The sequence below is a fragment of the Peribacillus simplex genome (assembly GCF_001542915.1).
Taxonomy (GTDB): Bacteria; Bacillota; Bacilli; order Bacillales; family DSM-1321; genus Peribacillus; species Peribacillus simplex_B.
The window spans coordinates 1-26,295 of sequence record NZ_LNNH01000031.1; the positions used below are offsets into that span (position 1 = coordinate 1).

Annotated in this window: 17 protein-coding genes, 1 rRNA gene and 3 riboswitches; of the genes, 15 read left to right on the plus strand and 3 right to left on the minus strand. The window is 43.9% G+C overall.

The features are described 5' to 3' along the window. Positions 1-168: 168 nt before the first annotated feature. The gene (locus AS888_RS16190) at positions 169-345 is read right to left on the minus strand and encodes a hypothetical protein (protein WP_260320233.1); all 177 of its coding nucleotides are present in this window, start codon (positions 343-345) and stop codon (positions 169-171) included. A gap of 256 nt (positions 346-601) precedes the next feature. Between AS888_RS16190 and AS888_RS16195 the strand changes: the two genes are divergently transcribed. The 7 genes from AS888_RS16195 to essA all read left to right on the plus strand — a co-directional run bounded on the left by AS888_RS16195 (position 602) and on the right by essA (position 11,973). After that, complete coding sequence (locus AS888_RS16195; protein WP_061143191.1) at positions 602-1,522, plus strand: nucleoside hydrolase; 921 nt, start codon at positions 602-604, stop codon at positions 1,520-1,522. A 549-nt stretch (positions 1,523-2,071) separates the two neighbouring features. Next, a complete protein-coding gene (locus AS888_RS16200; RefSeq protein ID WP_061143192.1) occupies positions 2,072-2,362 on the plus strand; it encodes a WXG100 family type VII secretion target in 291 nt (96 codons plus the stop codon). A gap of 96 nt (positions 2,363-2,458) precedes the next feature. Then, positions 2,459-2,698: an ESX secretion system protein YukD gene (yukD, locus tag AS888_RS16205; RefSeq protein ID WP_061143206.1), complete on the plus strand. Its 240-nt coding sequence runs from the start codon at positions 2,459-2,461 to the stop codon at positions 2,696-2,698. A 69-nt stretch (positions 2,699-2,767) separates the two neighbouring features. Further along, positions 2,768-4,075 carry a type VII secretion protein EssB gene (gene essB / locus AS888_RS16210; protein WP_061143193.1) on the plus strand — a complete coding sequence of 436 codons (1,308 nt, stop codon included), beginning with the start codon at positions 2,768-2,770 and terminating at the stop codon, positions 4,073-4,075. A gap of 30 nt (positions 4,076-4,105) precedes the next feature. Continuing rightward, positions 4,106-8,587: a type VII secretion protein EssC gene (gene essC / locus AS888_RS16215; RefSeq protein ID WP_061143194.1), complete on the plus strand. Its 4,482-nt coding sequence runs from the start codon at positions 4,106-4,108 to the stop codon at positions 8,585-8,587. Beyond that, the gene (gene esaA, locus AS888_RS16220; protein ID WP_061143195.1) at positions 8,580-11,510 is read left to right on the plus strand and encodes a type VII secretion protein EsaA; all 2,931 of its coding nucleotides are present in this window, start codon (positions 8,580-8,582) and stop codon (positions 11,508-11,510) included. Before essC ends, esaA begins: the two co-directional genes overlap by 8 nt. Next, positions 11,497-11,973, plus strand: coding sequence for a type VII secretion protein EssA (essA, locus tag AS888_RS16225; RefSeq protein WP_061143196.1), 477 nt, complete (start codon positions 11,497-11,499; stop codon positions 11,971-11,973). The genes esaA and essA overlap by 14 nt, the downstream gene beginning before the upstream one ends. Before the next feature lie 494 nt (positions 11,974-12,467). Here essA and AS888_RS16230 read toward each other — a convergent pair whose 3' ends face one another. Together AS888_RS16230 and AS888_RS16235 are read right to left on the minus strand one after the other, a co-directional pair. Continuing rightward, positions 12,468-13,406, minus strand: a complete 939-nt coding sequence (locus AS888_RS16230) for an ABC transporter substrate-binding protein (protein ID WP_061143197.1) — start codon at positions 13,404-13,406, stop codon at positions 12,468-12,470. Between the two features lie 3 nt (positions 13,407-13,409). Then, on the minus strand, positions 13,410-14,009 hold the full coding sequence (locus AS888_RS16235) for a hypothetical protein (protein WP_081092491.1): 600 nt from the start codon (positions 14,007-14,009) through the stop codon (positions 13,410-13,412). A 107-nt stretch (positions 14,010-14,116) separates the two neighbouring features. Next, positions 14,117-14,331, minus strand: a riboswitch (cobalamin riboswitch). Positions 14,332-14,520: 189 nt separating this feature from the next. Here AS888_RS16235 and AS888_RS16240 point away from each other — a divergent pair. The 8 genes from AS888_RS16240 to AS888_RS16275 form a co-directional block, all read left to right on the plus strand. Further along, positions 14,521-15,477: an AAA family ATPase gene (locus AS888_RS16240; RefSeq protein WP_061143199.1), complete on the plus strand. Its 957-nt coding sequence runs from the start codon at positions 14,521-14,523 to the stop codon at positions 15,475-15,477. A gap of 59 nt (positions 15,478-15,536) precedes the next feature. After that, complete coding sequence (locus tag AS888_RS16245; protein WP_185113113.1) at positions 15,537-16,682, plus strand: DUF58 domain-containing protein; 1,146 nt, start codon at positions 15,537-15,539, stop codon at positions 16,680-16,682. Further along, a complete protein-coding gene (locus AS888_RS16250) occupies positions 16,679-18,877 on the plus strand; it encodes a DUF4129 domain-containing transglutaminase family protein (RefSeq protein WP_061143201.1) in 2,199 nt (732 codons plus the stop codon). Before AS888_RS16245 ends, AS888_RS16250 begins: the two co-directional genes overlap by 4 nt. Before the next feature lie 36 nt (positions 18,878-18,913). Then, positions 18,914-19,015: riboswitch (purine riboswitch) on the plus strand. A gap of 178 nt (positions 19,016-19,193) precedes the next feature. Beyond that, positions 19,194-20,714, plus strand: a complete 1,521-nt coding sequence (gene guaA, locus AS888_RS16255) for a glutamine-hydrolyzing GMP synthase (protein ID WP_167353425.1) — start codon at positions 19,194-19,196, stop codon at positions 20,712-20,714. A gap of 222 nt (positions 20,715-20,936) precedes the next feature. Next, a riboswitch (purine riboswitch) is annotated at positions 20,937-21,038 on the plus strand. Between the two features lie 97 nt (positions 21,039-21,135). After that, the gene (locus AS888_RS16260) at positions 21,136-22,467 is read left to right on the plus strand and encodes an NCS2 family permease (protein ID WP_061143203.1); all 1,332 of its coding nucleotides are present in this window, start codon (positions 21,136-21,138) and stop codon (positions 22,465-22,467) included. A gap of 149 nt (positions 22,468-22,616) precedes the next feature. Beyond that, positions 22,617-23,459: a glucose PTS transporter transcription antiterminator GlcT gene (gene glcT, locus AS888_RS16265; protein WP_061143204.1), complete on the plus strand. Its 843-nt coding sequence runs from the start codon at positions 22,617-22,619 to the stop codon at positions 23,457-23,459. 210 nt (positions 23,460-23,669) lie between these two features. Then, complete coding sequence (gene ptsG / locus AS888_RS16270) at positions 23,670-25,739, plus strand: glucose-specific PTS transporter subunit IIBC (RefSeq protein ID WP_061143205.1); 2,070 nt, start codon at positions 23,670-23,672, stop codon at positions 25,737-25,739. 387 nt (positions 25,740-26,126) lie between these two features. Next, a 16S ribosomal RNA gene (locus AS888_RS16275) occupies positions 26,127-26,295 on the plus strand; the annotation flags it as partial.

A 26,295-nucleotide genomic window follows, 5' to 3' on the forward strand; every position in this document is an offset into this window, starting at 1 on the left:
AAGAGCCCAAATCTCGTAACCTTTGGTCAAAATTTCAAAGGAATTTCAAAAGGGGTTCGGAATTTTTTAATTCCGAACCCCTTTTGTCTACAAACTGAGGGAATCTCATTAGAGATTCCCTATTTTTTTAGTTATCACAAGCTACAGACTGTTATGAATGAAGGGGGCTTAATGGATGGAAACGAACTTGCCTGTCAATTCTTCTTCCGTTACTTCAATCTTCCCTTGTAAATCTTCAGCCAGTAGCACATAGCTTTTGACACCGATGAATTCGGAATGCGAAATCAAAAAGAATTTTGTTCCTTTTTTGTACGCAAAAGATTCTTCTTTGATTAACTTATACATTTTCATTTTATCTTTTCCACCTTGACTATCATAAGTTCATCATTTTGCATGTATCGGATTAAAGAATGCAGTCATTATGTACAATTTTAGCTGTTCCAATAATCATGAGTCAAGACCATCACCGATTGTCAAATGATAGGCGTGTCCACCTTTGTCTGGTACTGCATATTATGGAATGGTAAAGTTGTGAATAAGGTTTGTTTGCTACATAAGAAATAAGCAGTGGTACATATTGAATCAGGAAGGTGTGGAAAAAATGAAACCAATCATATTCGATGTTGATACAGGAATTGATGATGCCCTGGCGATGGCATACGCATTACATTCTCCAGAATTGGAGGTGCTCGGTTTCACGACTTGCTTCGGCAATGTGGCCGTTGAGGATGCGACTCGTAATACGCTTACTGTTTTGGAAAAGTTAGATCGGCATATACCGGTGTTTAGCGGAGCCAATCAAACATTGAACCGCGGGGAAAAGAAGAAATACCCGAAGCATGTCCATGGCGAGGACGGACTGGGAAATACACGTAAGGAGGTACCATCCCTCCAAGCATCACAAGGAAATGCAGTGGATTTCATCATCGATCAAGTGAAAAGCCGCCCCCATGAAATTACGGTCATTGCAGTTGGCCCGCTGACCAATATCGCCTTGGCGATCAAAAAAGACCCGAAAATCATGTCCTTCGTCAAAGAGGTGATTATAATGGGCGGTGCAGTACGAGTACCGGGCAATGTAACCCCCTTTGCTGAAGCGAACATCCTATCAGATCCCGATGCTGCCGAACTTTTATTCTCATCAGGTCTGCCAGTAACATTGGTGGGGCTTGATGTGACCTTGCAAACGTGTTTACCGAAATCGAAGCTTGGTGAATGGCGTGCGTCTGGTAAGGAATCTGCCCAATTTCTTGCGGAAATGACCGATTATTATATGAAGGCTTATGATTCCTCCCATCCAGGCTTGGGCGGTTGCGCTCTTCATGACCCACTTGCAGTAGGGGTTGCGATCGATTCAAGTTTCGTAAGTACAGTACAAATGAACGTCAAAGTGGTGACCGAAGGCGAAGAGACAGGCAGGACAATTGGTCAGCCTGACCGCGAATCCAATATCCGCGTCTGCACGCAAGTCGATGCCGAACGATTTGTAAAACACTTTTTGGAACGGGTCATTCGTTCGTAGTAAGTCCGAATAAATCTGGAGTAAGGTCGAATTAAGTTGAGGTTAGGACGAATTAATCGGAGATAGGCCAAATAAATCTGGAGTAAGGTCGAATTAAGTTGAGGTAAGTCCGAATAAAACTGAGTAAGGCTGAATAAAGCCGCATCAGCTTCATATATATTTGTAAAAAGGACTTCCGTTTTGTCGGATGTCCTTTTTTGAATCCGAGTTGCTGATAAGGCTGGTGTTTTTTCGAATATTAATCAAACGTTTAATTAATTCCAGTCTAAAGTCACTATGGTTTTGACTAGAATCATATATTTGAGCAAGGCTTCTGAAATAGTGGGTAAAAGGAACTTTCTTTTTCGAAAAAAAGTAAAACCTTTGAAATTTTCATGAAAAAAAAGTTTAGTGCCTTAAGAAAACAGGTACATAGACTTTAGTGATTCCAGAATTAGGTTAATTTACGTAATCATTTTTTACCATTTTTCGACTTCGTTCTTATTTATATGGCAGAATTTGTATGGTTCCATTAAAATGTAACTATAAGATAAAAGGAGGATTTTTACTATGTCACAAATTCGCGTAACACCTTCAGAACTGAAAGATGTAGCTAGACAATATGATAATGAGAGCCAGCAGGTTACGGATATCATTGGTCGTTTAGATAGAATGAGAGATCATTTAACTGGCATTTGGGAAGGTTCTTCCAGTGAGGCTTTCGTCGGGCAATACGAGGAATTGAAGCCTTCATTCATGGATATGGCCCGATTGTTGAATGAAGTTTCTCAACAATTGCATAAATCAGCTCAGATCCTTGAGGACACAGATAACCAGATTGCTAGTCAAATTCGCGGATAATCTTCAGGTCACAAATGATAAAGAATTATTTAGAAAAAGCGCCGCGACTCTTTATGAAGATCGTGGTGTTTTTTTGCTTGAAATGAGGTGGGCTCTATATATATTCAATTAACGATCGATTTAAAGAGGTATACGGGTGAAGTATTCGACTTGCAAGTGTCGGATTACCGATCCATCAAGAAGGTTATCGAAATAGTATGGCAGCTTAAGGATATTGCCCTTACACCTAAGGAGGGCTATTGGGTGCGGGTCCAGAATAAAGAGTTTGTATGTTCAGGATATGACACCCTGCTCGATAGCGGGATTACGACTGGGGATCGCCTTGAGATCCTTTAGTGATTCAGTGCGGCCTCATAATAGGATAAAAGTCTAAAGCCCTTTAGCAGGGGTAAAGGAGTACATAAAATGGACGAGTTGAGTTCCTCATATCTGGAGAAAAAAATCGCAGCACATATGGTGAAGGATGATAGTGGTTATATGTTCGTTTTTCAACGGGCGAACCTATCGATGCAAGATCGGCTGGAATTGCAGCTTATCCATGAAGCTGATGATGCTCTCCAGAGACATATAGAAGTGACAGAGGATGAGGTGCAGATCAGAGTAAATCCACCAGCCTCTTTTTTTGTTTTTTCGAGAGCAAGAGAGAAAAATGTGATACGCCAATGGGTATCTTCTTATCAAATCGTGAAGAAGATCAGAAATCATCAATTGACTCGGTTGATGCTTGCCGTCTGTCCGGAAAATATCGTTTTTGATTCAAGTATGTCCCCGTATTTCCTCCATTACGGTGTAAGGGACAGTCTGCCTCCCTATGAGCAGGATCAGGATATGTTATTTCAAGAAACGAAGGCAACGATTTCGGCGCTTGTGGATGGGCAGCATTCATTCGAAGAGTACCTGCTTTACCATCAAACACTGAAGCTATCGAACGAAGCACAAAGCATATTGGCTGCCGGGACCTGGGATGAACTTTCCACAATCATTCAATCTCGAATAGATGCGTTGGAGAAGGAAGAAAAAGCATTTGTGCATATCCCCGAAAAGAAGTGGAAAACGGCACGGTATACTCTTATGGGAACGATGATCGCCATTGTGCCATTGCTGTTCTTTACGATTTATACGCTTTTCATCTCCCAGCCAAGAAATACTGCATACGTAGAAAGCGGTGAAAGCTTCCTAACGCAAAAATATAGTGAAGTTATTGACCGATTGGAAAATTATGATCCAAGGAAAATGCCGTATGTCGTTCAATATGAACTGGCAAGGTCTTATGTCACTTATGAACCGTTAGAGGGTGCCGCGAGGAAGAATGTCGAAAATGCCATCACCTTGCAGACCGATAGTCAGTATCTCTTGTATTGGATTTATATAGGCAGGGGGGAGAACGAGGACGCGATCGATTTGGCGAGAATCATGGAGGACCGCGAATTGATCATGTACGGGCTGATCAACCAGAAAGAACAGATTAAGCTGGATGATCGGCTATCTGGAGAAGAAAAGGAAACGCAACTTAAAGAAGTCGATACGGAGCTGATCCAATATAAAAAGGAAAAAGAGGAATTGGAAAAGCAATTGGATGAACAGGAAGGACAGAACCTGGAGAAATCCGATGCGGAAGCAGAAGCTAAGCCAGCAGTAAAAGAGGAAGTTGAAAAGAAAGAAAGCAAGGATTCAATAAAAACATCTGATGAAAAAGAGAAAAGCAAAGAGTGAGCATATTGCCTTTTGCGGAGGTGAGATTATATGAGTTTATTATGGATTTATTCCCAGCGAACCTACCAATCCTATACGATCAAGGATCAGCATAACGGCCCCATTACGATTGGGCCAGCAAAAAAGGATACAATCCGCATCCATTCGTTGCCTTTCGAACATGGATCTATCGAACTGAGAAAACGGGATGGGCTCGATGAATATGAGGTATATGGAGGAGAAAGGAAGCTTGGTGATGTAAAGCCGTTACAGAGCTTCACGTTTCGTGAGGGAGATGAAACGGTCGATATTTTTTATATAGCAGGACAATCGGAAGAAAGCCTCTATTATATCGGCAACTTGAAAGAAATCACTGTATCACACAAGGCGGAAGCCACTTTCCGTAAGGAAGGAACCCTTTCGTGGAATGGCTTATCCATGGTTTTTCTTCGAGGGCGATGGTTTCTAATGCCCGATGAAAAAAGCAGGGTTTTCCTGAATGGTGAAAGGCTGGCAGCAAAAGCACCCATTCAAAATGGCGATCTCATTTTTTTGCCTAATATGACACTGAGGTTGATTGAAGGCGACTTACTAATGGTTCATAGTGCCGAAACCTATGCAACATCCTTACCTGAAATGAAGAAGCCGATCTCGGAAATGAAGAAAAGCTATCCCCAATTTCGCCGGACTCCAAGGATGATCTATGATTTGCCTGACGAGAAAGTGACAATCTCATTTCCGAGCCAGGAATCGGAGGATAATAATAGAGGGTTATGGCTCATCCTGATGCCGCCGCTGATGATGTTGATTGTCATGGGTGTCATTACGATCGTTCAGCCGCGGGGGATATTCATCATCATATCGATTGTGATGTTCACCACGACTTTGGTATCCTCGACGGCACAATACTTTAAAGATAAAAAGAAACAAAAATTCAGGGAAGAAAAACGCCAACGTGTCTACACAAGATATCTAGATCAAAAACGGGAGGAACTGCAAGAGCTTTCTGAAAAGCAAAGGAATGTGCTTTTCTATCATTATCCATCCTTCGAAAGGATGAAGCAGCTAACCGAAAGTATCAGTGACCGTATATGGGAGCGAACCTTGGAAAGTGAAGACGCACTCCACTTTAAGATCGGGACGGCGACGATATCGTCAAGCTATGAGGTCTCGGTCAACAGTAACGATATGTCCAATCGAGAAATTGATGAATTACTCGAGCGGTCACAGGAACTTGTCGATGTATACAAAAACCTGGAGGCTCTTCCGTTATCGATCGATTTATCTCATGGATCGATGGGGCTTGTCGGAAAGGAGTCGATCGTTAAACGGGAGTTGCAACAATTGATTGGGCAGCTGGCATTTTTCCATAGTTATCATGATGTCCGGTTTGTGGCCATCTTTCCGGAAACCGACTATCAGGAATGGGAATGGATGAAATGGCTTCCCCATTTTCAACTGCCTCACGCCTATGCAAGAGGATTCATATACAATGAACAATCACGCGATCAGCTATTGACTTCGATTTATCAGCTTTTGAGGGAGCGGGATTTGGATGAGAACAAAGGAAAAGCGAGGTTCACTCCTCATATTGTCTTCATCGTTACGGATCGCCAGTTAATTGCTGAGCATGTCATATTGGAATACTTGGAAGGCAGAGCGGATGATTTGGGCATCTCGACAATTTTTGCTGCCGATGCAAAAGAAAGTTTGACGGAAAATGTTCATACACTCGTGAAGTATATAAACGATCGCCAAGGTGAGATTCTCATCCAGCAATCGAAGGCTGTCCATACTCCCTTTACACTTGATGTCCATGCTAGAGAAGGTAATGAGCGTTTTGCACGGACGCTGCGCTCACTAGATCATCAAAAGGGCATGAACAATTCAATCCCAGAAACGGTGTCCTTTTTGGAACTGTTGAGGGCACGAGAAGTGGAGGACCTGCCGATCGGCAAGAACTGGCTTACCAACCAATCCTCCAAATCCTTGGCCGTACCGATTGGTCTGAAAGGAAGAACGGATAGAGTTGAATTGAATCTGCATGAAAAGGCGCATGGACCTCATGGATTGGTGGCTGGGACGACGGGTTCGGGGAAAAGTGAACTGCTGCAAACCTACATCCTATCGTTAGCCGTTCATTATCATCCACATGAAGTAGCCTTTTTGCTCATCGATTATAAAGGCGGGGGAATGGCGCAGCCATTCAGGCAGATTCCCCATCTGCTTGGAGTGATTACGAATATTGAGGGAAGCAAGAACTTCAGCGCAAGGGCCCTTGCCTCCATCAATAGCGAATTGAAAAAACGCCAGCGCCTATTCGATCGATATGAAGTCAATCACATCAACGACTACACGGATTTGTACAAAGAAGGAAAAGCGGAAGAACCACTGCCGCATTTATTTTTAATATCAGATGAGTTTGCCGAGCTTAAGAATGAGGAGCCGGATTTCATCCGTGAATTAGTCAGCACTGCCAGAATTGGTCGGAGCTTGGGTGTTCATTTGATTCTTGCCACGCAAAAGCCCGGCGGTGTCATAGATAACCAGATATGGAGTAATGCCCGCTTCAAGATTTCCCTAAAGGTGCAGGATGCCAATGATAGCAAGGAAATCCTTAAAAATGGCGATGCCGCAAATATCACAGTCACGGGGCGGGGATATTTGCAGGTAGGCAATAACGAGGTGTACGAACTGTTTCAGTCAGCATGGAGCGGTGCCCCTTATTTGGAGGATACGGCGGGATCGGAGGACGAGGTGGCACTGGTCACCGACCTTGGCCTAGTTCAAATCTCGAGTGTTTCGGAACAGGCTGCTAGTCGAAGGAAAGAAAAAATCAGTGAAATCGAAGCCGTTGCCGATCATATCGTGGCGACACAGGCAGAAATGAAGATCGAGAAGCTGGCAAGCCCATGGCTTCCGCCCCTTCAAGCTCGCCTATCGAGAAGCGGTGAAAGCAGCCTGACGAGCAATCAAATCCATCTCGGAATGAAGGATGAACCGGAATTGCAAAGCCAGACAAATTATATCTATAACTGGTTGGAGGATGGAAATATCGGGATATTCGGTTCTTCCGGATACGGTAAATCAACTACGGCTTTGACCCTGCTCTTTAGCTTTGCCGATCAATTCTCTCCTGAAGAACTACATTATTATTTGTTCGATTTTGGCAATAGCGCGTTACTGCCATTGCGCCAGCTGCCCCATACAGGGGATTACTTCCGATTCGATGAGCTTAGGAAAATTGAAAAATTCATGCTATTCATGAAAGCGGAAATCGAAAGGCGCAAGCAGCTTTTTTCGCAAAAGGAGCTTAGTAACATCAAGCTTTATAACGCGTTAGCGGAGGAGAAATTGCCGATTATTTATATCACGGTCGACAATTTCGATTTAGTGAAGGATGAGATGCAAGATCAGGAGGCGCAATTGATCCAGTTTGCACGTGACGGACAATCACTGGGGATTTTCATGATTTTGACGGCGACTAGAATCAATGCCATTCGCCAGCCATTGATGAATAACCTTAAGACGAAAGTGGTTCATTATTTAATGGACAGCTCGGAACAATATTCAGTCCTGGGCAGAACCCCTTATGAAAATGAACCGGTCCCGGGACGAGCTTTGGTGAAAAAAGATCAAACTTATCTCGTGCAGGTCTATTTACCAGCCGATGGAGCCGATGATATAGCCGTTCTGGCAGAAATGAAACAGGCTGTCGCTGAACATAAAGGGAAGTACCGGGAATACCCTAAGCCGCCGGCCATTGCGATGTTGCCGACGCACCTTGATACCGGCTCTTTCAAGGAATACTGGACACAAGCCATCAAGAAGGAGGCCATCCCGATCGGTCTTTCGGAGGAGAGCGTTACACCTGTTTGTGTGGAGCTGAATGTCGATCCATTCTTGCTTGTCCTCGGTCAGTCTAGGAAAGGAAAAACGAATGTGCTAAGAGTGCTCATGGAGTCCTTGCTGACACAATCGATTGGCGAAATAGGCTTATTTGACGGAATCGACCGTGGTTTATCCTCATACGCTCCGATTGAAAAGGTACGTTATGTGGAAACAAAAGATCAGATAACGGAGTGGCTCGATCATATTACGGAAATCTTTGAAGAGCGTGAAAGGGAGTACCTAGCAGCGTTGGAGTTGAAACCGATGGAGCAAGAGGAATACAAAGCCATCATTTTTGTAATTGATAGCATTTCCCGGTTTCAGCAAACGATCGATGGCAGGATCCAGGATCGAATCAGCGGGATGATGAAGCAGTATAGTCATCTTGGTTTCAGACTGATCGTCGCTGGAAATGCCAATGACTTCACCAAGGGGTATGATTCATTGACAACGGAATTGAAGCAAGTCAGGCAGGCAGTCTTGCTCCTGAAAAAATCGGACCAAAGCCTGTATACACTCTCTTATTCGAGAAAAGAAGAAGAAATTCAGCCGGGCTACGGATACTTTGTCCAAAATGGCCGGGAATGTAAAATTCAAATTCCATTAAGTGAAGAAAGAAGGAGAGTGCACGAGAGTGTCTGAAAAAATTAAACCGGTGCTGTTAATCGCTAAAATACTCGTGATTTTAGCGCTGCCAATTTTGTTTTTTTCTTATATTGGTCAAAATCCAATGAAGAAACTGGAAACGGCATCCCGTGAAATCGCGATCGTCAACGAAGATAATGGCACTGAATTCAATGAAAAGCCGATTTACGTCGGTTCGGAACTTGTTACGACATTGGACAAGGATTCTGAATATGAGTGGATCGTAGTTAACCGAAGCACGGCTGAAAGCGGGCTTGCCAATGAAAAGTATGATGCCGTTATCTACTTCCCGTCCGATTTTTCAAAGAATATTTATACGTTCAATGATGAACGGCCAATCAAGGCGGGGATAAAGTATAAGGTACAAACAAGTTTAAATGCAGAGAATATGGAAAAGGTACAAAAGGAATTAGAAAAGACAAAAAGCAAAATGAACAAGCATATTTCAACACAGTATTGGAGTTATGTTTCCCAATCAGTCGAGGACATCCGCAAGAAATTCGATAATGTCCTTGCAAAGGAAATCGCCTTTCAAAATACGATGTATGAATTCTATACACCTAGCTCGGAAAGCCTTGCCGGGAGTATAAAGCAGCATAAGGATATGCTTGAAGGGGTATTCGCCGAAACGAAGGATGCCGGGAAGACGAGTAATGAAACCATGGATGAAATGGGTCATACAAAAGCCCAAATGGCTTCCTTCGTAAAAGATGTCGCCTCGTTCGAGGAATATCAAAAAAATCAAAGCAAACTTTTCATGGACGCTTCGAGCCAAAATCAGCAGCTAGTCAAAGACAGTGTGCAAGCTTATGGCAAGGTGTTGGATGAGGGGAGCCAACAGATTCCTGAGATTCAGCAAGGAATGAGTGCCAAGTACAGCCTAAATGACAAAGACTTTAGTGAAAACGTCGGGATCATGAAGGAGAGGCTGGACTCCAGCAATGCTGAGTTGGAAACCTTCACAACAAACCTGAAAGGAAAGCAAGTCGATCAAATTTCGAAAATCTCTCAAGAACAACAAAGCTCGATTGAACAATTCAAACAAACGGAAGAGTTAGACCTTGATAAGCTTCAGGCTGCCATGCTTGCGCAAAGAGGAAACCTTGCAAGCGGCTCTGGCGATGGGACGGATGCCACTGGAGGGAACGGTGCAAAGATAGAGGATATCGAGACTGAAACGGGTATGGGGGAGGCGGCAGATGCCCCTACAAAGAAGGATCCGATCGATGAGCTCTCGCTGCAGGCATTACTGGACCAAATCAATGGCATCCAATCGGCCCTTGCAGGTTTGGTGCCGGCTGAGGGGAGTGAAGGAGCTGCTGAGCAACTCAATATTCTTACAGCAGAACTCCAAGCAGAAATCAATAACCTCAGCGGAACGGTGAACGGCAGAACCGGGAATTATAATCAAGTGATAACGGAGTTCAATGCACTGGTAGATTCATATTATCAACTACTGGAACAGCATAAGCAGCTACAAGCTGATTATCATGAACTTGGCTCCGATTACAAGGATCTTGGCGATGAATGGAAAAAGTCACAGGAGGATATAGAGGAGCTGCAGAACATCCAAAATATGACCATCGACGAGGCCATCGCGAAGATCAGGAGTTCCGAGCAGAGCCTCCTTGAAAAAGTGGGGGGAGAAAGGCGCGCGGTGCTGGTGCAGGTCTTTAATAATTCCATCACCAACCGTAATGCAAATGAGCTCCTATCCTATTATGGCTCGCTGTCATCTTACAATGAATTGGCTGAACGAGTCACGGCAGCGAAAGTCGATAAAATATTTGCAGCCAATATAAAGGAATTGGAAAACCTGAAAAATGGGGTTTCCCCAAACGTGGATGAGGGAGCTAAACTCGTCAAAACAAGTTTAGCAGGAGTCGATGATAATTTCGGAGTGTTCTCCGACTCCATCTTAGGTTTTATGAAGGAATATGATGCAAACGTAAAAGCGGGGCAGGAAGCAACGTTAGCTGAGTTGGCGGCAATTACCGTACGTGCTCAAGAAGTATCTGCCCAAATGTCGGATCATATGGAGCCACCTGAAATAGAAACGGAACCGCCGTTGAACCTTGATGGTGAAATGTTTGTAACGCTTCAAGATAATACAGCGACAACTGTCGGCTTCATCTCCGAGCTTGTCAATTCGGTGGCCGAGCGTCAAGAAACGGTTACGAAGGATACCGCCGACCTGCAAGTGAAAGTGGGCTCCGTACAGGAAAGGGCCGATCAGCTTAATGATAATTGGTCAAAAAACGTGGATTCGACCGTTCAAATCAAGACGGACGTATACAGTGTCTTGAATAACACGCTAGTCGATGATCAGCAGAATGGGTATGTTTATGAGTATTTAGCGAATCCCGTTCAAATCAGCGGAGAAGTCCTTCAGCAGGAAAAGGTCAATATCCCGCCGATCGTCATGTTGGTGATCATCCTCATTTCCGGCTTATTGATCGGTTTTTTCCTGCATCATTATGGATCCCTTCCAATGATGGTCCATGCAGCACTGAACGCTTTATTGAATTTAATTGTAGGTTTGATCATCAGCATCTATGGCTTGAAAATATATCCTTTGGGGGATATGCAGGAGATTAAATGGACCGTTTTCACCGTCCTGCTGTTATTCTTCTGTTCTGCATGCACCCGGCTTGCCTTCTCCATCGGGCCGTTTGTCGGGGCGATGCTGGTGATTGGTTTGATCAGTTTCTTCATGATTCCATTATTGGATTTGATCATGCCTAATTTCAACGTCGATCATCCGGTTGCAGACGTATACATGTCCATCCAATTCGGTGATCAGTCGGCATTCATTCCGGCCATCATCATTTTGATGATACTGACGCTCATCGGATCGGTCATTCCCTATATAGTGAAGCGCTTTACAGAAAGAAGAGAAATGGCCCATGAAGCGGAATAAATATGTATGGTATATCTTGTTCGTTTTGTTCTTTATCGATCATCCGCATGGCCACGCCGAGGAGCCGATGGTCGAGCCCAACGAATATCAGGAAAAGGATATTGATATTCAAACGGAGTATTTCCATGAGGAGGGGTTGCTGGAGCAAAAGCAGAGACTGCCTGAGGAACAAAAGGACCTTTCCTTTGAAAGAGGGAAATATGATGCCGTCGATTCGGTGACGGATTCACTGTTTCTTTCCCCAGTAACGGAGAATAATAATACCATCGCTTCAAAGGCCGAACAGCTTGGATTATTCAAAGAGGCCGGCAAGCGAATGACAAGCGAAGAAGAAGCGGAGCCCTCGCTTCATTTTGACCTGACGATTTTGCTTGTTATCATTCTAGCGCTTGCGGTCGTGTGTTTGTTTTTTATCATCATCCCGAAAATGGGAAAGCTGAATGGAGCTACTAAACGAACATGAAAAAGGGCTTTAGCTAAAAAATACCCTACAGGAAGACACTATGAAAAATGTCTATCCTGTAGGGTATTTTTGTTTGTAATATTTCGTCTCTTCCACTCCGCACTAAGATCAAGATGCCTGCAGTGTGGTGGTGTACTTATTCCGTTTCATTCCACTTGGAGTGAAAATGAAGGTGCAATTCTGATTACCGACAGTTACGAAAAAAAGATGCCGCCTGAAAATTAAAAAGGCAGACAGCATCTCCTTGTAGTTGCCTATCTTTTTTTTTGCTAAAGGTCCATGATGGCTCTAAGAAGCCCTAAAAGAAGGGCGATTGCCAAGACCCAAATGAAGAATCTTTTATACATGATCGATACCTCGGATATCATAGGTTTGGAGTGCCTTCATTTTAGCATAAACAAAGGAAGAAAAGCAGAGTCGATTGCCATCACTTAATGTAGCGAATGATATGAATGGAAGGATGCCCCGATATATCGGAGCATCCTTGTTCAATATTATTTAAATAAGTCCGGGTAAACGGTTTTAGCAGCAAGTTCTACAGCTTCACCGATCCTTGGTCCGGGACGGGACATGACACTTTCATCAAGCAGGTGGACGTCATCGTTTTTCACGGCAGCGATTTCTTCCCAACCTTTACGTGATTTTATTTCATCAACGGCATCTTTTACATAGGTTGCAGTGGTAAGGATCGTTTCCGGGTTGCGCTTGACGACTTCTTCCCCGGATATTTTAACCCAGCCCTTTTGGTCGGCAAAGACGTTTTTAATGCCAGCGGTTTCCAGGATTTCTTGTTGGAAGGTTTCGTCACCTGTTGTATAGATTTCCGGAGCCGGACTGATTTCAAAATATGTTTGCTCCTGTTCATCCAAGGTTCCCACTTTTTCTTCGACACTTGCAATTTGGGATTTGATATCCTTTACCAATGCATCGCCTTTCTTGGTAACTCCCATCACTTTGGCAATCTGCTCAATATCCCCGTATACGTCATCGAATTTGGCTGCCGATTTAATGATGAATATAGGGATGCCGGCATCTTCGAGTGGCTTCAGCGTCGCTTCATCGCCAACGGTATAAGCGATGATCGCATCTGGCTTCAGGGCTATGATCTTTTCTGCATTGATATTCACGGAATCTGAAACATGTTCGATTTTCTTCGCTTCCTCGGGATAATTATCGAAGTCCGTCACGCCAACCACTTTCTTCCCCTGTCCTAAGGCAAATAGAATTTCGGTATTGCTAGGCTGCAGTGAAACGACTTTTTCTGGTGCCTTATCGAACTTTATTTTCTTTCCAGTATCATCTGTAACGGTATAGCTCTTCGCCTCGTTCGCTTTTTTATCATCTTTTGCAGATTGATCCGTTACGCCACATCCTGTAAGGAAAAGGGCGAGCATAAGCATGGAAATCCAGCTGAATCTTTGGGTACATTTCATTATTTATTCCTCCATCTGTTTTTTCATCGGTTTAGTAGGATAAGATTTGCTAATAAAAGGTATTTCTTCAAAGCCTTGTCGCTTATTAACGTAGACTGCCATTACGAATAAAACGTTTGCAAGCAAGTGGGCGTAATCGAAAAGGATGTCCGGAACTTCCCTTTCCAGACTGACTTTGTGCAAAGCTCGGACGGACTTTTTGGCTTCGCTGCGGCAGGCATGCAGGGCACATGCCGCCGTTGACCCTTGGGGGAGCACAAATGTCTGGATCTGTTCTTTAACTTCTGCGACATACCGGTCATAAATCGAACTTAAATGGTCCAGGTCATGGTCGCTGATGGCTAGTTTTCCACGGACTGAACCATTTAGATGATAGGCCATGGGCAGCAAAACCATTAAATCCCGGTGAACGTCAGGAACATCCTTCGTCAGGGATGCGGCCATGCCGATTCGCGTCGTCAAGGAGTCTGTTCGTATTTCAAAATCGACTGTGGAAGCGGATTCGCGCATGTATGGATAGCATAAAAAACGAAGGTCTTTCTTTGCCATAACTCTTCCTCCTTTACGTAGTTTGGTGAATGACTGCCGTATCGCTTTTCGCATCAAAACAAAAAGCCGACCAAGAGTTTTGGTCGGCATCGAGCATCCATGTATTCCTAGTAGAAAAAAAGATGGAAGGCTGCCGTACAATCTCCTATCTTCCGAAGAGCATGATACGATAAAAAAAGGCAGGTCTCCTGGCTTGTGCGTCATTTTACTCTAAGAACCTTCCCATTTGATGATGGATAGCACAAATGTCCAATCCACCATCAAATAGTGGTATGCATCTTATTTCATTAGCACTTACAGTTGCGGAAACAGCTTCGGTTTTGAACCGAATTCCCTATTAAGCTGACAAGGCAGCACCCTTTTCTGCAAGGTTCATATTCACTTAGGATAAGTTTACCATACCTTTTTCCTTAAGCTGCACTAATATTTTTAGAGAATTTCGTTTATGGTTTACGGAATATCTAGTAAACTTACAATGTAAGGATTAATTGGCTGTTACTGTAAAGAGAAGTCGGAGATAGATTGGAAATGAGATAATCGTGATAGATTTCCCAGGAGGTAGCGAATGATTTATAAGCAGGCAAATCAAAAACTGGAAAAGGTTCTAGGAAATATTGAAAAAGTGATTATCGGAAAGCGGGATATTGCAGAACTGAGCATCGTCGCACTGCTTTCCGGTGGGCATGTTTTGTTGGAGGATGTTCCGGGAGTAGGCAAGACAGTCATGGTCCGGGCGCTTGCCAAATCGATAGGTGCGAGCTTTAAGCGAATACAATTCACGCCTGATTTACTCCCTTCCGATGTAACCGGCGTTTCGATTTTCAACCCAAAGGAACAAGCGTTCATTTTTCGGCCAGGACCGATAATGGGACATATTATTTTGGCAGATGAAATTAACCGGACCTCTCCGAAAACGCAGTCTGCCCTGCTTGAAGCGATGGAGGAGGCAAGCGTGACGATCGATGGCGTCACCAGGGGATTGGAGCAGCCCTTTTTTGTCATGGCGACGCAGAACCCGATTGAGTACGAGGGCACATATCCGCTTCCGGAAGCGCAATTGGATCGATTCCTGTTAAAAATGAAGATGGGCTACCCGAGTGTTGCGGAAGAAATCGAGGTCCTGCAAAGAGCTCAATACATGGCTCCGCTTGAAGAGCTGGAATCAGTCATCACCTTGGAAGAATTGAAGGCCCTGCAGGCAGAGGCTAAGATGGTGATCGTGGATGACACAATAAAAGGATATATTGTTGAACTGGCCAATGAAACGAGGAGCCATCAGGCTGTCTATCTTGGGGTCAGTCCGCGTGGATCGATTGCTTTGATGAAGGCAGCCCAAGCTTATGCACTAATACAGGGCAGGGATTATGTCCTGCCGGATGATGTTCAATATTTAGCTCCGTTCGTTTTCTCCCACCGCCTGATTTTAAAACCTGAAGCGAATTATGATGGCTTCGATGCTGAAATGGTGATCACCGAAATTGTCGCGAAGACTCATGTGCCTGTGAAACGGGCCTTGTCATAATGCGTAGCTTCAATCATTTTCTAAAGAAAAACATGAATGCGGCCGGGTTGGTATTTCTTATGGCCACTTCCTTTTGCTTTGCGATGTTTCAAGGCGGATTTGTCAGTTGGTTCATTTTTTATTCGTTTTTGCCATTTGCCGCGTATGCCATGATTCTGCTGTTTTATCCCCTTCACTCCATCACGGTTGAAAGAAACGTCAGCAAAAGAGAATGCCAGGCAGGTGAAACCGTTGAAATGAACCTGACGTTCACCCGTAAGAACCGGCTCCCGCTCTTATTTCTGGTGATAGAGGAGGAATTGCCAGGAGATATGGAAGATAGTGAAGATAGTGGGATTTATAGAAAGGCACTGATCTTCCCTGGGTGCAAGCGTACCATCAGCTTGTCGTATGCTTTGGAGGGCCTGCCACGTGGTGAGCATAGGTTCCAATCGATCCGTTTTTTGATAGGGGACTTTTTTGGACTCGTTGAAAAGGAGGCGATATTCGATTCTCCTATGAATATAACCGTTTTCCCTACGTATCATGAGCTTGACTCCCTATATCTCGATCAATTGTTCAATCAGGGACAAGCAGGCCCGACAAAGAAAACACATCGGGAACATTCGGTGGTATCCGGGGTGAGGGAGTATCAGCCAGGTGATCAGCTTTCATGGATCAACTGGAAAGCGACGGCTCGAACGAGTGAGATCATGACGAAGGAATTCGAAGTGCAAAAAAATCGGGATGTATGGATCATCCTTGATAACCAGCCATCGATATCATTTGAAGAATCCATTATTGCGGCGGCTTCCTTTGTCCACAGCCTGTTAAAAAAGGGCATCCAGGTTGGTTATGCGAGTACGTCTTCGAGTCTAATCCTGCCTGCCGCGGCGGGCAGGAACCAGAGAAGGAAGATTTTTACCAGACTTGCTAAAGAAAGAACGGATGAAACAAATGCATTAGCTGATAAAGGAAGGAAGGGAAATTTGCCGGCAAACGTAGCCGTGATTTTCATCGTATCCGATTTGACCAGGGAAAAGATGGAACTATTAAATGCTTTCCGCACTAATAGAGGGTTAACGATGTTATGCATGAAGAATCCGGAAAATCTACTGGATGAGGAAAAAAGGGTAATGACTACTGCTATGACAAAAGGAATCAAGGTTAGCTTTATTGAACCTGAGCAGCTGCGGTTCGATAGAACGGGGGTGATGGCAAAATGACTGTCACTGGTGAAAAGCTGCAAAGGTACATGCATATCATCCTATATGTTTTTGGTCTGATCTTGACCACTGAGTGGCTAAGGCCGGTCGATCAACTTACGGATACAGGCAATATTTTTATTTTTGTCCTGTTTTTAATCTTTTCCCTGCTACTGCATTACTTCCAAATACATTGGTCCATCCGCTTTATCCTCATTTCCGTGTATATCATGTTTTCCTTACAGCTCCTTCACTCAATAAATGGTATATCATGGATGAGTGGGTTTCTAGTCGATTTTACAGCTAACTTAAGGTTTATATACGATGCGAATTGGGAGTCGATCACAAACCCATTTCGAACGTTGTTATTTTTTGTGCTTCTATGGCTTGTAACGTATTTGATCCATTACTGGGTGATGGTAAGGCAAAGCATTTTTTTCTTTTTCCTTTTAACGGTATTTTTCGTATCTGTACTTGATACATTCACTCCTTACGCGGGGGACATGTCAATGATAAGGATCATCATCACTGGTTTTCTGATGCTCGGCCTGCTTTCCCTGCTGCGTCTCATGATACAGGAGCAGATTGCGTTTCCGCCGGCAGCCATCAAAAAATGGGCCATGGTGCTGATTGGCGTGATCGTGTTAAGTACCGTCGCTGGCTTCATCGGTCCAAAGCTCTCTCCTCAGTGGCCCGACCCAGTTCCTTATATCACTTCTTATTCAAATAAAACGATGCAGGAAGGCGATGGTTCTAAGGACAAAAGCGTCGGTTACGATGAAGATGATTCAAGTCTTGGCGGTTCGATAGAGCCTGATAGCTCCGTCGTTTTTTATAATAATGCAACTGAGGGGCATTATTGGAAAGTGGAAAACAAAGATGTTTATACAGGGAAGGGCTGGGTTTCCATAGAGGAACCGGACGTTGCCTCTTTTTCCATTGGTCAGGATATGGGCCCATTGGATATTTACCAAGTTCCTGAAGTGATGAAAACGAAGGAAATGACAACTGAAGTGTCCATGGAAGAAATGTATCCGCATATCCTGCATCCTCAATCCGGGTATTTAAAAAAGATTGAGGATAACAGCAACACCGAAATGAATTTTATATATTATCTAGGCATGGACAAAATCATTACCGAATGGAAAAATGGCGACCCTCAATTAATGAAAGAATATGAGTTGACCTATGACATGCCTAGTTTTGATATAGCTGAGCTAAGGAAGGTAACGGAACCCGATGAATCGATGGCTGTGTTAATGGAAAAAAATACACAGCTTCCTGAGGGATTGCCTAACCGGGTCTATGATTTGGTTACGCAGCTTACGAGAAATGAAACGAATTGGTACGATAAGGCAAAAGTCATTGAGAATTATTTCGATCGCCCTGAATTCATTTATTCAAAAGATGAAATACCATATCCAGATACGAATCAGGATTATGCCGATCAATTTTTATTCGAGACAAAGATAGGGTACTGCGATAATTATTCGACGGCAATGGTCGTATTACTCCGTGCCGCCAATATACCTGCCAGATGGGTAAAGGGCTACACGGAAGGGGAGAAAACGGTTAATCGTGGAGAATCCGTTTATAAAGTCACCAACAATAATGCACATTCCTGGGTCGAGGTTTATTTTTCGGGAATAGGCTGGGTGCCCTTCGAACCAACAAAGAGTTTCAACGGGGAAGTCGAATTTTATGACTCGGAATTGAAACAGCAAGAAATCAAGAACCGGGAGGATGCCCCAGCTAATGCAGAGCAACCAAAGGTAGAGGAGAGGGAACGCCTGGATAAACCCGATAACGATGCTGAATCCATGAAGGAAAAGGGTGAACGGAGACTGGACGGGCAAAGGAAATGGATGGCCTCCGCTCTTATGATTGTCCTGATTCTCCTGGCAATAAGCTATATCTCGAGAAGGAAATGGATTCCGCATCTGCACATCCTTATGTATAGGCGGAAATCCGGCCAGCATTTCACGTCTGCGTATGCCATTTTATTGAAGCAATTAAACCGGGCTGGGCTAATTCGACCAGCTGGGCAGACGTTAAGGGAGTACGCAGCTTATGTCGATGCAGTGTACGGTACAAATGAGATGAGCGAAATGACGGCTGGATACGAAATAATGTTGTATCGTGGAGACGTGGAAGATGGCGAATGGGAGCACTTTCAAAGCGTCTGGGAACGCTTGATGAAAAAAACTAGCTCTTGACCAGGTTTTTATTATATTGATACAATAACAAAAACTAACTTAAACTAATATATCCTTCATATATCCTCGATAATATGGATCGAAAGTTTCTACCGAATCACCGTAAATGATTTGACTATGAAGGCGGATTTTAACAGGAAAGCTGAAAATCTGCCTTCGTCTGTACTTTTTGTGTATTTTTGAGGGTGGATTTTTAGTTTTTCTTTTTTTATGATAATATTTTTTATAAGAAAGTATCACCCGATTATACGGGTGAATTACATTGATAGAGGTGACGTTTGTGCCGGGGAAAACAGAATTGCAAAAAAACCAGGAAATGATCGTAGTACTAGATTTCGGAAGCCAATATAACCAATTGATCACTCGTCGTATCCGTGAATTCGGTGTGTACAGTGAGCTTCATCCTCATACAATCACGGTAGAAGAAATCGAGAAAATGAATCCTACCGGAATCATTTTTTCAGGGGGCCCGAACAGTGTTTATGATGCAGCGGCGTTTGGCTGTGATGAACGCATTTTCGAAATGGGTCTGCCGATCTTCGGTATTTGTTATGGCATGCAGTTGATGACCAAGCATTTTGGCGGAAAAGTGGAGCCGGCGAAAAACCGTGAATACGGAAAAGCTACATTAGCCATCCAAAATGAATCCAAGCTATTCAGTGACCTGCCGCAAGAGCAAATCGTCTGGATGAGCCATGGTGACTTAGTGGTTGAGACTCCTGAAGGCTTCACCGTTGATGGGACGAACCCATCATGCCCGATTTCGGCTATGAGTGACGAGTCACGTAAATTATACGCGGTGCAATTCCATCCGGAGGTCCGCCATTCGGTTTACGGTAATGACATTCTGAAAAACTTCGTATTCGGAGTTTGCGGCTGCAAGGGCGATTGGTCCATGGAGAACTTCATTGAAATCGAGATGGAGAAAATCCGCCAAACGGTCGGAGATAAAAAGGTATTATGCGCCTTAAGCGGCGGTGTCGATTCCTCCGTTGTTGCCGTATTGATCCATAAAGCGATTGGCGATCAGCTGACATGTATCTTCGTTGATCACGGATTGCTTCGTAAAGGCGAAGCTGAAGGAGTAATGGAAACATTCAGCGAAGGCTTCAATATGAACGTAATCAAGGTCGATGCATCCGAGCGTTTCCTATCGAAGCTAGCTGGCGTATCCGATCCCGAGCAAAAACGGAAAATCATCGGTAACGAGTTCATCTACGTATTCGATGACGAAGCAACGAAGCTTGAAGGCATCGATTTCCTTGCGCAAGGTACGCTTTACACGGATATTATTGAAAGTGGCACGGCCACTGCACAAACGATCAAATCGCATCACAATGTCGGCGGCCTGCCGGAAGATATGCAATTTAAATTGATTGAGCCATTGAATACGTTATTCAAGGATGAAGTGCGTGCACTTGGAAGTGAAATGGGCATTCCGGATGAAATCGTATGGCGTCAACCATTCCCGGGTCCAGGTTTAGGTATCCGTGTATTGGGCGAAATCTCTGATGAAAAACTTGAAATCGTTCGTGAATCTGACCATATCTTGCGTGAAGAAATTAAAAAGAATGGTTTAGAGCGCGAAATCTGGCAGTATTTCACGGTGCTGCCTAACATCCGCAGTGTTGGGGTCATGGGCGATGCCCGGACGTACGATTACACCATCGGCATCCGTGCGGTTACATCCATTGATGGGATGACTTCGGATTGGGCACGTATTCCGTGGGATGTACTTGAGATCATCTCGACGAGAATCGTGAATGAAGTGAACCACGTAAACCGCGTCGTGTATGACATTACGTCCAAGCCGCCTGCAACGATCGAGTGGGAATAGAAGCAACTAGCAGCTGATCAGTGAAGGGAGACCTTCACTGATTTTTTTTGTGGGATTAACGAAAGAGTATGTGATGTGGTTTTGTTTCACGTATGTTGGTGAACGTATACCCATAATTAGACAGGAATATAAAGCGAAACGCGAACGTTTCCTGAAATTACATAAAAAATATTCGTGAGACATATTGACGATTATTTTGGCGACTGATACACTATACCTATATTAATAAAAAAACATAATTGTCGTATAATATTGGGGATATGGCCCAAAAGTTTCTACCAAGCTGCCGTTAACGGCTTGACTACGATGTGAACAGAGGCCAAGTGGCCACTTCTTTACATAATAGTAGTCAAGTCCCGTTCGGAAGCGAATCGGGCTTTTTGTCTTTTGGCTTACGATCTTATGATAGGGGAGACTCATAATGAAGAATTATTTTCGTTTTAATGAATTGGGAACGAATTATCGCCGTGAGATACTTGGCGGTCTAACAACGTTCCTTTCTATGGCATATATCCTGGTTGTTAACCCTGTGATGCTGACATTGCAAAGCATCGATGACTATCCAGATGAATTGAGAATGGATTACGGAGCGGTTTTCGCGGCTACAGCCCTAGCTGCCGCAATTGGCTCGATATTGATGGGGCTCATAGCAAGGTATCCGATTTCACTCGCCCCTGGTATGGGACTGAATGCATTTTTCGCCTTTACCGTTGTTCTTGGTTTCGGAATACCTTGGCAGACCGCTTTAACTGGCGTTTTGATATCAGGGGTCATTTTCGTTTTACTCTCCTTATCTGGAATACGTGAGAAAATTATCAATGCAATACCGGTCGAGCTGAAATACGCAGTTGGAGCGGGTATCGGTTTATTCATTACGTTTGTAGGGTTCCAAAACTCCGGAATCATTACGAATGATGACAGTGTCCTTGTCGGCTTGGGCGATTTAACCTCGGGAAATACGTTATTGGCAGTCTTCGGAATTGTCGTAACCGTCATTTTAATGACGAGGGGCGTCAAAAGCGGCGTGTTCATCGGTATGGTCATTACGGCCATCGCCGGAATGATTTTTGGCCAAGTGCCTGTTCCTGAGAAAATCATCGGAGCGGTTCCAAGCATTGCCCCTACATTTGGGGTTGCATTCGATGCTTTCGGAAATCCGGGAGATCTCTTCACGGGACAAATGTTAATCGTTATATTGACCTTCTTGTTCGTGGCTTTCTTCGATACGGCTGGTACGTTGGTGGCTGTAGCGCAGCAAGCAGGCTTAATGAAAGATAATGTCCTTCCTAGAGTGGGAAAAGGGTTGCTTGCAGATTCTTTATCCATCGTTTCAGGTGCAATCCTGGGTACATCCACAACTACATCGTATGTTGAGTCAACATCGGGCGTGGCAGCCGGTGCACGAAGCGGATTTGCGGCCGTGGTGACAGGTTTGCTGTTCATCCTATCGCTTTTCTTCTTCCCGCTTCTTTCCGTCGTAACATCGGCGGTGACCGCTCCGGCATTGGTCATAGTCGGAGTACTGATGGCATCTTCACTTAAGAATATTGATTGGCACAAGTTCGAAGTGGCCGTTCCAGCGTTCTTTACCGTCATCATGATGCCGATGACTTATTCGATCGCCACGGGGATAGCTTGCGGATTCATCTTCTATCCGATCACGATGTCGATGAAGGGAAGAGCCAAGGAAGTTCATCCCATCATGTGGGGGCTAGGAGTCGTCTTCCTTTTATATTTTATTTTCTTGAAGTAATGATACGCATTGATCAGAAGAGCCCTTTTTTGGGGGCTCTTCTTTCGGTTGTAAGAGAAAGGACAAATCGTGTATAGTAAAGGGACTAAGTACTGAGTACTTTATCCTGTGCGCATAAGGATGACTTTGCGAAAAAATGAGGGAGAAAAATGAGCGGTTTTATCGTTGAAAAGGTATTGAACAATAACGTGGTGATTGCCACGCATCCGTCGTATGGCGAAGTGGTTTCGATCGGGAAAGGCATAGGCTTCAACAGAAAGAAAGGCGAGGAGTTAAGTCCGCAACTTTTTGATAAGACATTTGTTCTAAAAGATGTTAAGGAGCAGGAAAGTTACAAAAAACTTTTGCCGCAGATCGACCAGAATCTCCAAGCTGCCATTATAGAATCCATTCATCTTATTAATGATCGAGTGTCGGGAAAGCTCAATGAACATATACATGTCGGATTAACTGATCATTTATTGTTCGCCCTTCAGCGTGTTTCACAAGGAATGACTATCAAAAACCCATTTTTGAAAGAAACGATAACCCTCTATCCTTTTGAGCACGATATCGCCGTCGATGTCATCGATTTAATTCAAGACAAGACAGGAATCGGCCTGCCGCAAGGAGAAATCGGATTCATAACGCTTCATATCCATAGTGCAATAGCCAACAAGGACTTATCGGAAGTCAATCAGCATTCGCAATTAATCTATCATCTCATACAAGTGGTGGAAGAGCAGCTCGGGGTACGGATAAACAAAGAGAGCATCGACTATTCCCGCCTGGTCCGTCATCTAAGATTCATGGTAGATAGGGTCCTCGCAGGGGAAAAAGTGGATGAGCCAGAAAAAATCGCTTTGCTATTGAAAGAAGAATATCCTTTGTGCTACAATATCTCATGGAAGCTAATAAAAATTATGCAAAGGAAATTAGGCAAGCCGGTTTGTGATGCGGAAGCTGTCTATTTAACGATGCATATTCAACGATTACAAAAGAAAATAAAATAAAAATGCATTATCTTACGTGTTACTGATTCGATCAGGCATAAGTGAGGAGAATGATTGTTATGAAAGAGGGTAATATATACCTGATTTCATTTCGATCCTATCTTTGCTTATGCCTTTTTGTATTGGGGAAATGCTGCGTGGGAAAATGCATTATATCACCATATGTAACCGTTTTATTAGTCTGGAAATTATTAAAGAGGAGGAAAATACATGTTTAAAAAGTTGTTTGGTGTGTTGCAAAAAATCGGTAAAGCTTTGATGCTTCCTGTAGCCATATTACCGGCTGCCGGAATCTTGCTTGCGTTTGGTAATGCATTGCAAAATGAGACTTTGTTGAATATCGCCCCGTTCTTGGCGAGTGGCGGAGTTGAAATGGTCGCATCCGTCATGGAGAATGCCGGAAATATTATCTTTGGCAATCTTCCCTTGCTATTTGCTGTTGGGGTCGCGATTGGGTTAGCAGGCGGGGATGGCGTTGCCGGACTTGCTGCAATTATAGGATTTTTAATAATGAATGTAACGATGGGAACAGTTCTTGGAATTGATGCTGTCGATATTAAGAACAATGGTGCGATGTATACTAATGTTCTTGGAATCCCGACATTGGGAACAGGTGTTTTTGGCGGTATCATTGTCGGTGTCATGGCTGCTTTTATGTATAATAAATTTTATGAAATTGAACTTCCTCCATATTTAGGATTCTTTGCGGGTAAACGGTTCGTACCGATTGCGACAGCTGTAAGTGCAGTTATTCTTGGGCTGTTGATGATCTTGGTTTGGCCGACGATACAGTCTGGTCTAAATTCGTTTTCCGAAAACATGTTAGGTGCCAACTTAACGCTTGGAGCATTTATATTCGGGGTAGTGGAACGTGCTTTAATCCCGTTTGGTTTGCATCATATCTTCTACTCTCCATTTTGGTATGAATTTGGCAGTTATGTCAATTCGGCTGGGGTAGAGGTTAAAGGTGACCAACGTATTTTCATGGAACAAATTAAAGATGGTGTTCAGAATTTAACTGCTGGTACCTTCATGACTGGTAAGTACCCATTCATGATGTTCGGGTTACCAGCTGCAGCATTGGCCATTTATCATGAAGCTAGACCGGAACGTAAGAAAATTGTCGGTGGGTTGATGGCTTCTGCAGCTCTGACATCGTTCTTGACGGGTATTACGGAACCGCTTGAATTTGCATTCTTATTTGTTGCACCGGTACTTTTCGGTATCCACTGTGTGTTTGCCGGTCTTTCTTTCATGACGATGCATTTGCTTAATGTTAAGATCGGGATGACATTCTCGGGTGGATTGATTGACTATGTCCTGTTCGGTTTGATTAATCCGCAAACGAATGCTTGGATTGTCATTCCAGTTGGTTTAGTCTTTGCGCTTATCTATTACTTCGGTTTCAGGTTTGCCATCCGGAAGTTCAACCTGAAAACTCCTGGTCGTGAAGTGGAAGAAGATGAAGACGCTGAATCTGCTGGATCTGCAAGTACAGCGGGTACCCTGCCTGGAGATATCCTTGAAGCTATGGGCGGAAAAGAGAATATCTCTCATTTAGACGCTTGTATTACCCGTCTTCGTGTATCCGTGAATGATATCGGCAGCGTTGATAAAAATAGGTTGAAGAAACTCGGGGCTGCTGGAGTGCTGGAAGTGGGCAATAATATCCAAGCTATCTTCGGACCTCGTTCGGAAACGATCAAAGGACAAATGAAAGATATCATGGATGGGAAAAGGCCTCGTAAGGTTGAAGCGTCTCCGGAAAAAGGCGTCGAAAACCAAATCGAGGATATCATTCCGCAACCTTTACGGACAGAAGGGGCAACCCATCACTTTGTTTCACCTATCAAAGGGGAATTGAAGCCGATTACTGAAGTGCCGGATGCAGTCTTTGCCGGAAAAATGATGGGTGATGGGTTTGCCATCTTACCGCATGAAGGACTGGTCGTTTCTCCAGTGGATGGCACGATCGTTAATCTCTTCCCTACAAAACATGCAATTGGTATTGTCTCCGATGCTGGACGTGAAATCTTGATTCATGTCGGGATCGATACGGTTAAGCTGGAAGGCAAAGGCTTTGAAGCACTTGTCGCTCAAGATGATAAGGTAACAAGCGGGCAGCCGTTGCTAAAAGTCGATTTAGAATATGTTAAAAACAATGCCGCCTCCATCATCACGCCAATCGTCTTTACGAACCTTTCCGAGGGGGAAAGCGTGAAGATTGAAAAGGCTGGTACTGTAGACAGGGAAGAAGCGGACGTCATTTCCATCAAATAATAATTGTAGACAAGGAGGGCAGCTGTCATGGCTGCCCTCTATTTTCATTCCTTTATGCTTGGTATGGGCCTTATTCGGCAGGAAGGATATATTATAATAGAAGAAGACGGCAGGTTCGTGAAAAAAATGAAAAATATCCAAAGATTGAATTGACTTGTCTTAGGCCAAGTGATAATATATTAAATACACCGCTTACGACATCAAAGGCAGACAAGATTATTTTGAAACTTGCTGTTGACATGTCGCAGAGGAAGGTGCTATACTCATAAAGTTGCTAAAGCGACGTTGTGAAAAATTGCTCTTTGAAAACTGAACAAAACAAAGCGCCAACGTTAAATTTTAAGTGAGCACACACTATCAAAAAAGCAAATGAGCAAGTCAAACATTTCTTCGGAGAGTTTGATCCTGGCTCAGGACGAACGCTGGCGGCGTGCCTAATACATGCAAGTCGAGCGGATCGACGGGAGCTTGCTCCCTGAGATTAGCGGCGGACGGGTGAGTAACACGTGGGCAACCTGCCTATAAGACTGGGATAACTTCGGGAAACCGGAGCTAA

Coding starts and splice junctions, on each gene's coding strand:
- guaA (WP_167353425.1), top strand. CDS start 19,194: ATGATCGTAGTACTAGATTTCGGAAGCCAATATAACCAATTGATCACT.
- AS888_RS16195 (WP_061143191.1), top strand. CDS start 602: ATGAAACCAATCATATTCGATGTTGATACAGGAATTGATGATGCCCTG.
- essA (WP_061143196.1), top strand. CDS start 11,497: ATGAAGCGGAATAAATATGTATGGTATATCTTGTTCGTTTTGTTCTTT.
- AS888_RS16235 (WP_081092491.1), bottom strand. CDS start 14,009: ATGCGAAAAGCGATACGGCAGTCATTCACCAAACTACGTAAAGGAGGA.
- glcT (WP_061143204.1), top strand. CDS start 22,617: ATGAGCGGTTTTATCGTTGAAAAGGTATTGAACAATAACGTGGTGATT.
- essC (WP_061143194.1), top strand. CDS start 4,106: ATGAGTTTATTATGGATTTATTCCCAGCGAACCTACCAATCCTATACG.
- AS888_RS16250 (WP_061143201.1), top strand. CDS start 16,679: ATGACTGTCACTGGTGAAAAGCTGCAAAGGTACATGCATATCATCCTA.
- AS888_RS16240 (WP_061143199.1), top strand. CDS start 14,521: ATGATTTATAAGCAGGCAAATCAAAAACTGGAAAAGGTTCTAGGAAAT.
- AS888_RS16190 (WP_260320233.1), bottom strand. CDS start 345: ATGTATAAGTTAATCAAAGAAGAATCTTTTGCGTACAAAAAAGGAACA.
- AS888_RS16260 (WP_061143203.1), top strand. CDS start 21,136: ATGAAGAATTATTTTCGTTTTAATGAATTGGGAACGAATTATCGCCGT.
- ptsG (WP_061143205.1), top strand. CDS start 23,670: ATGTTTAAAAAGTTGTTTGGTGTGTTGCAAAAAATCGGTAAAGCTTTG.
- AS888_RS16245 (WP_185113113.1), top strand. CDS start 15,537: ATGGCCACTTCCTTTTGCTTTGCGATGTTTCAAGGCGGATTTGTCAGT.
- AS888_RS16230 (WP_061143197.1), bottom strand. CDS start 13,406: ATGAAATGTACCCAAAGATTCAGCTGGATTTCCATGCTTATGCTCGCC.
- AS888_RS16200 (WP_061143192.1), top strand. CDS start 2,072: ATGTCACAAATTCGCGTAACACCTTCAGAACTGAAAGATGTAGCTAGA.
- essB (WP_061143193.1), top strand. CDS start 2,768: ATGGACGAGTTGAGTTCCTCATATCTGGAGAAAAAAATCGCAGCACAT.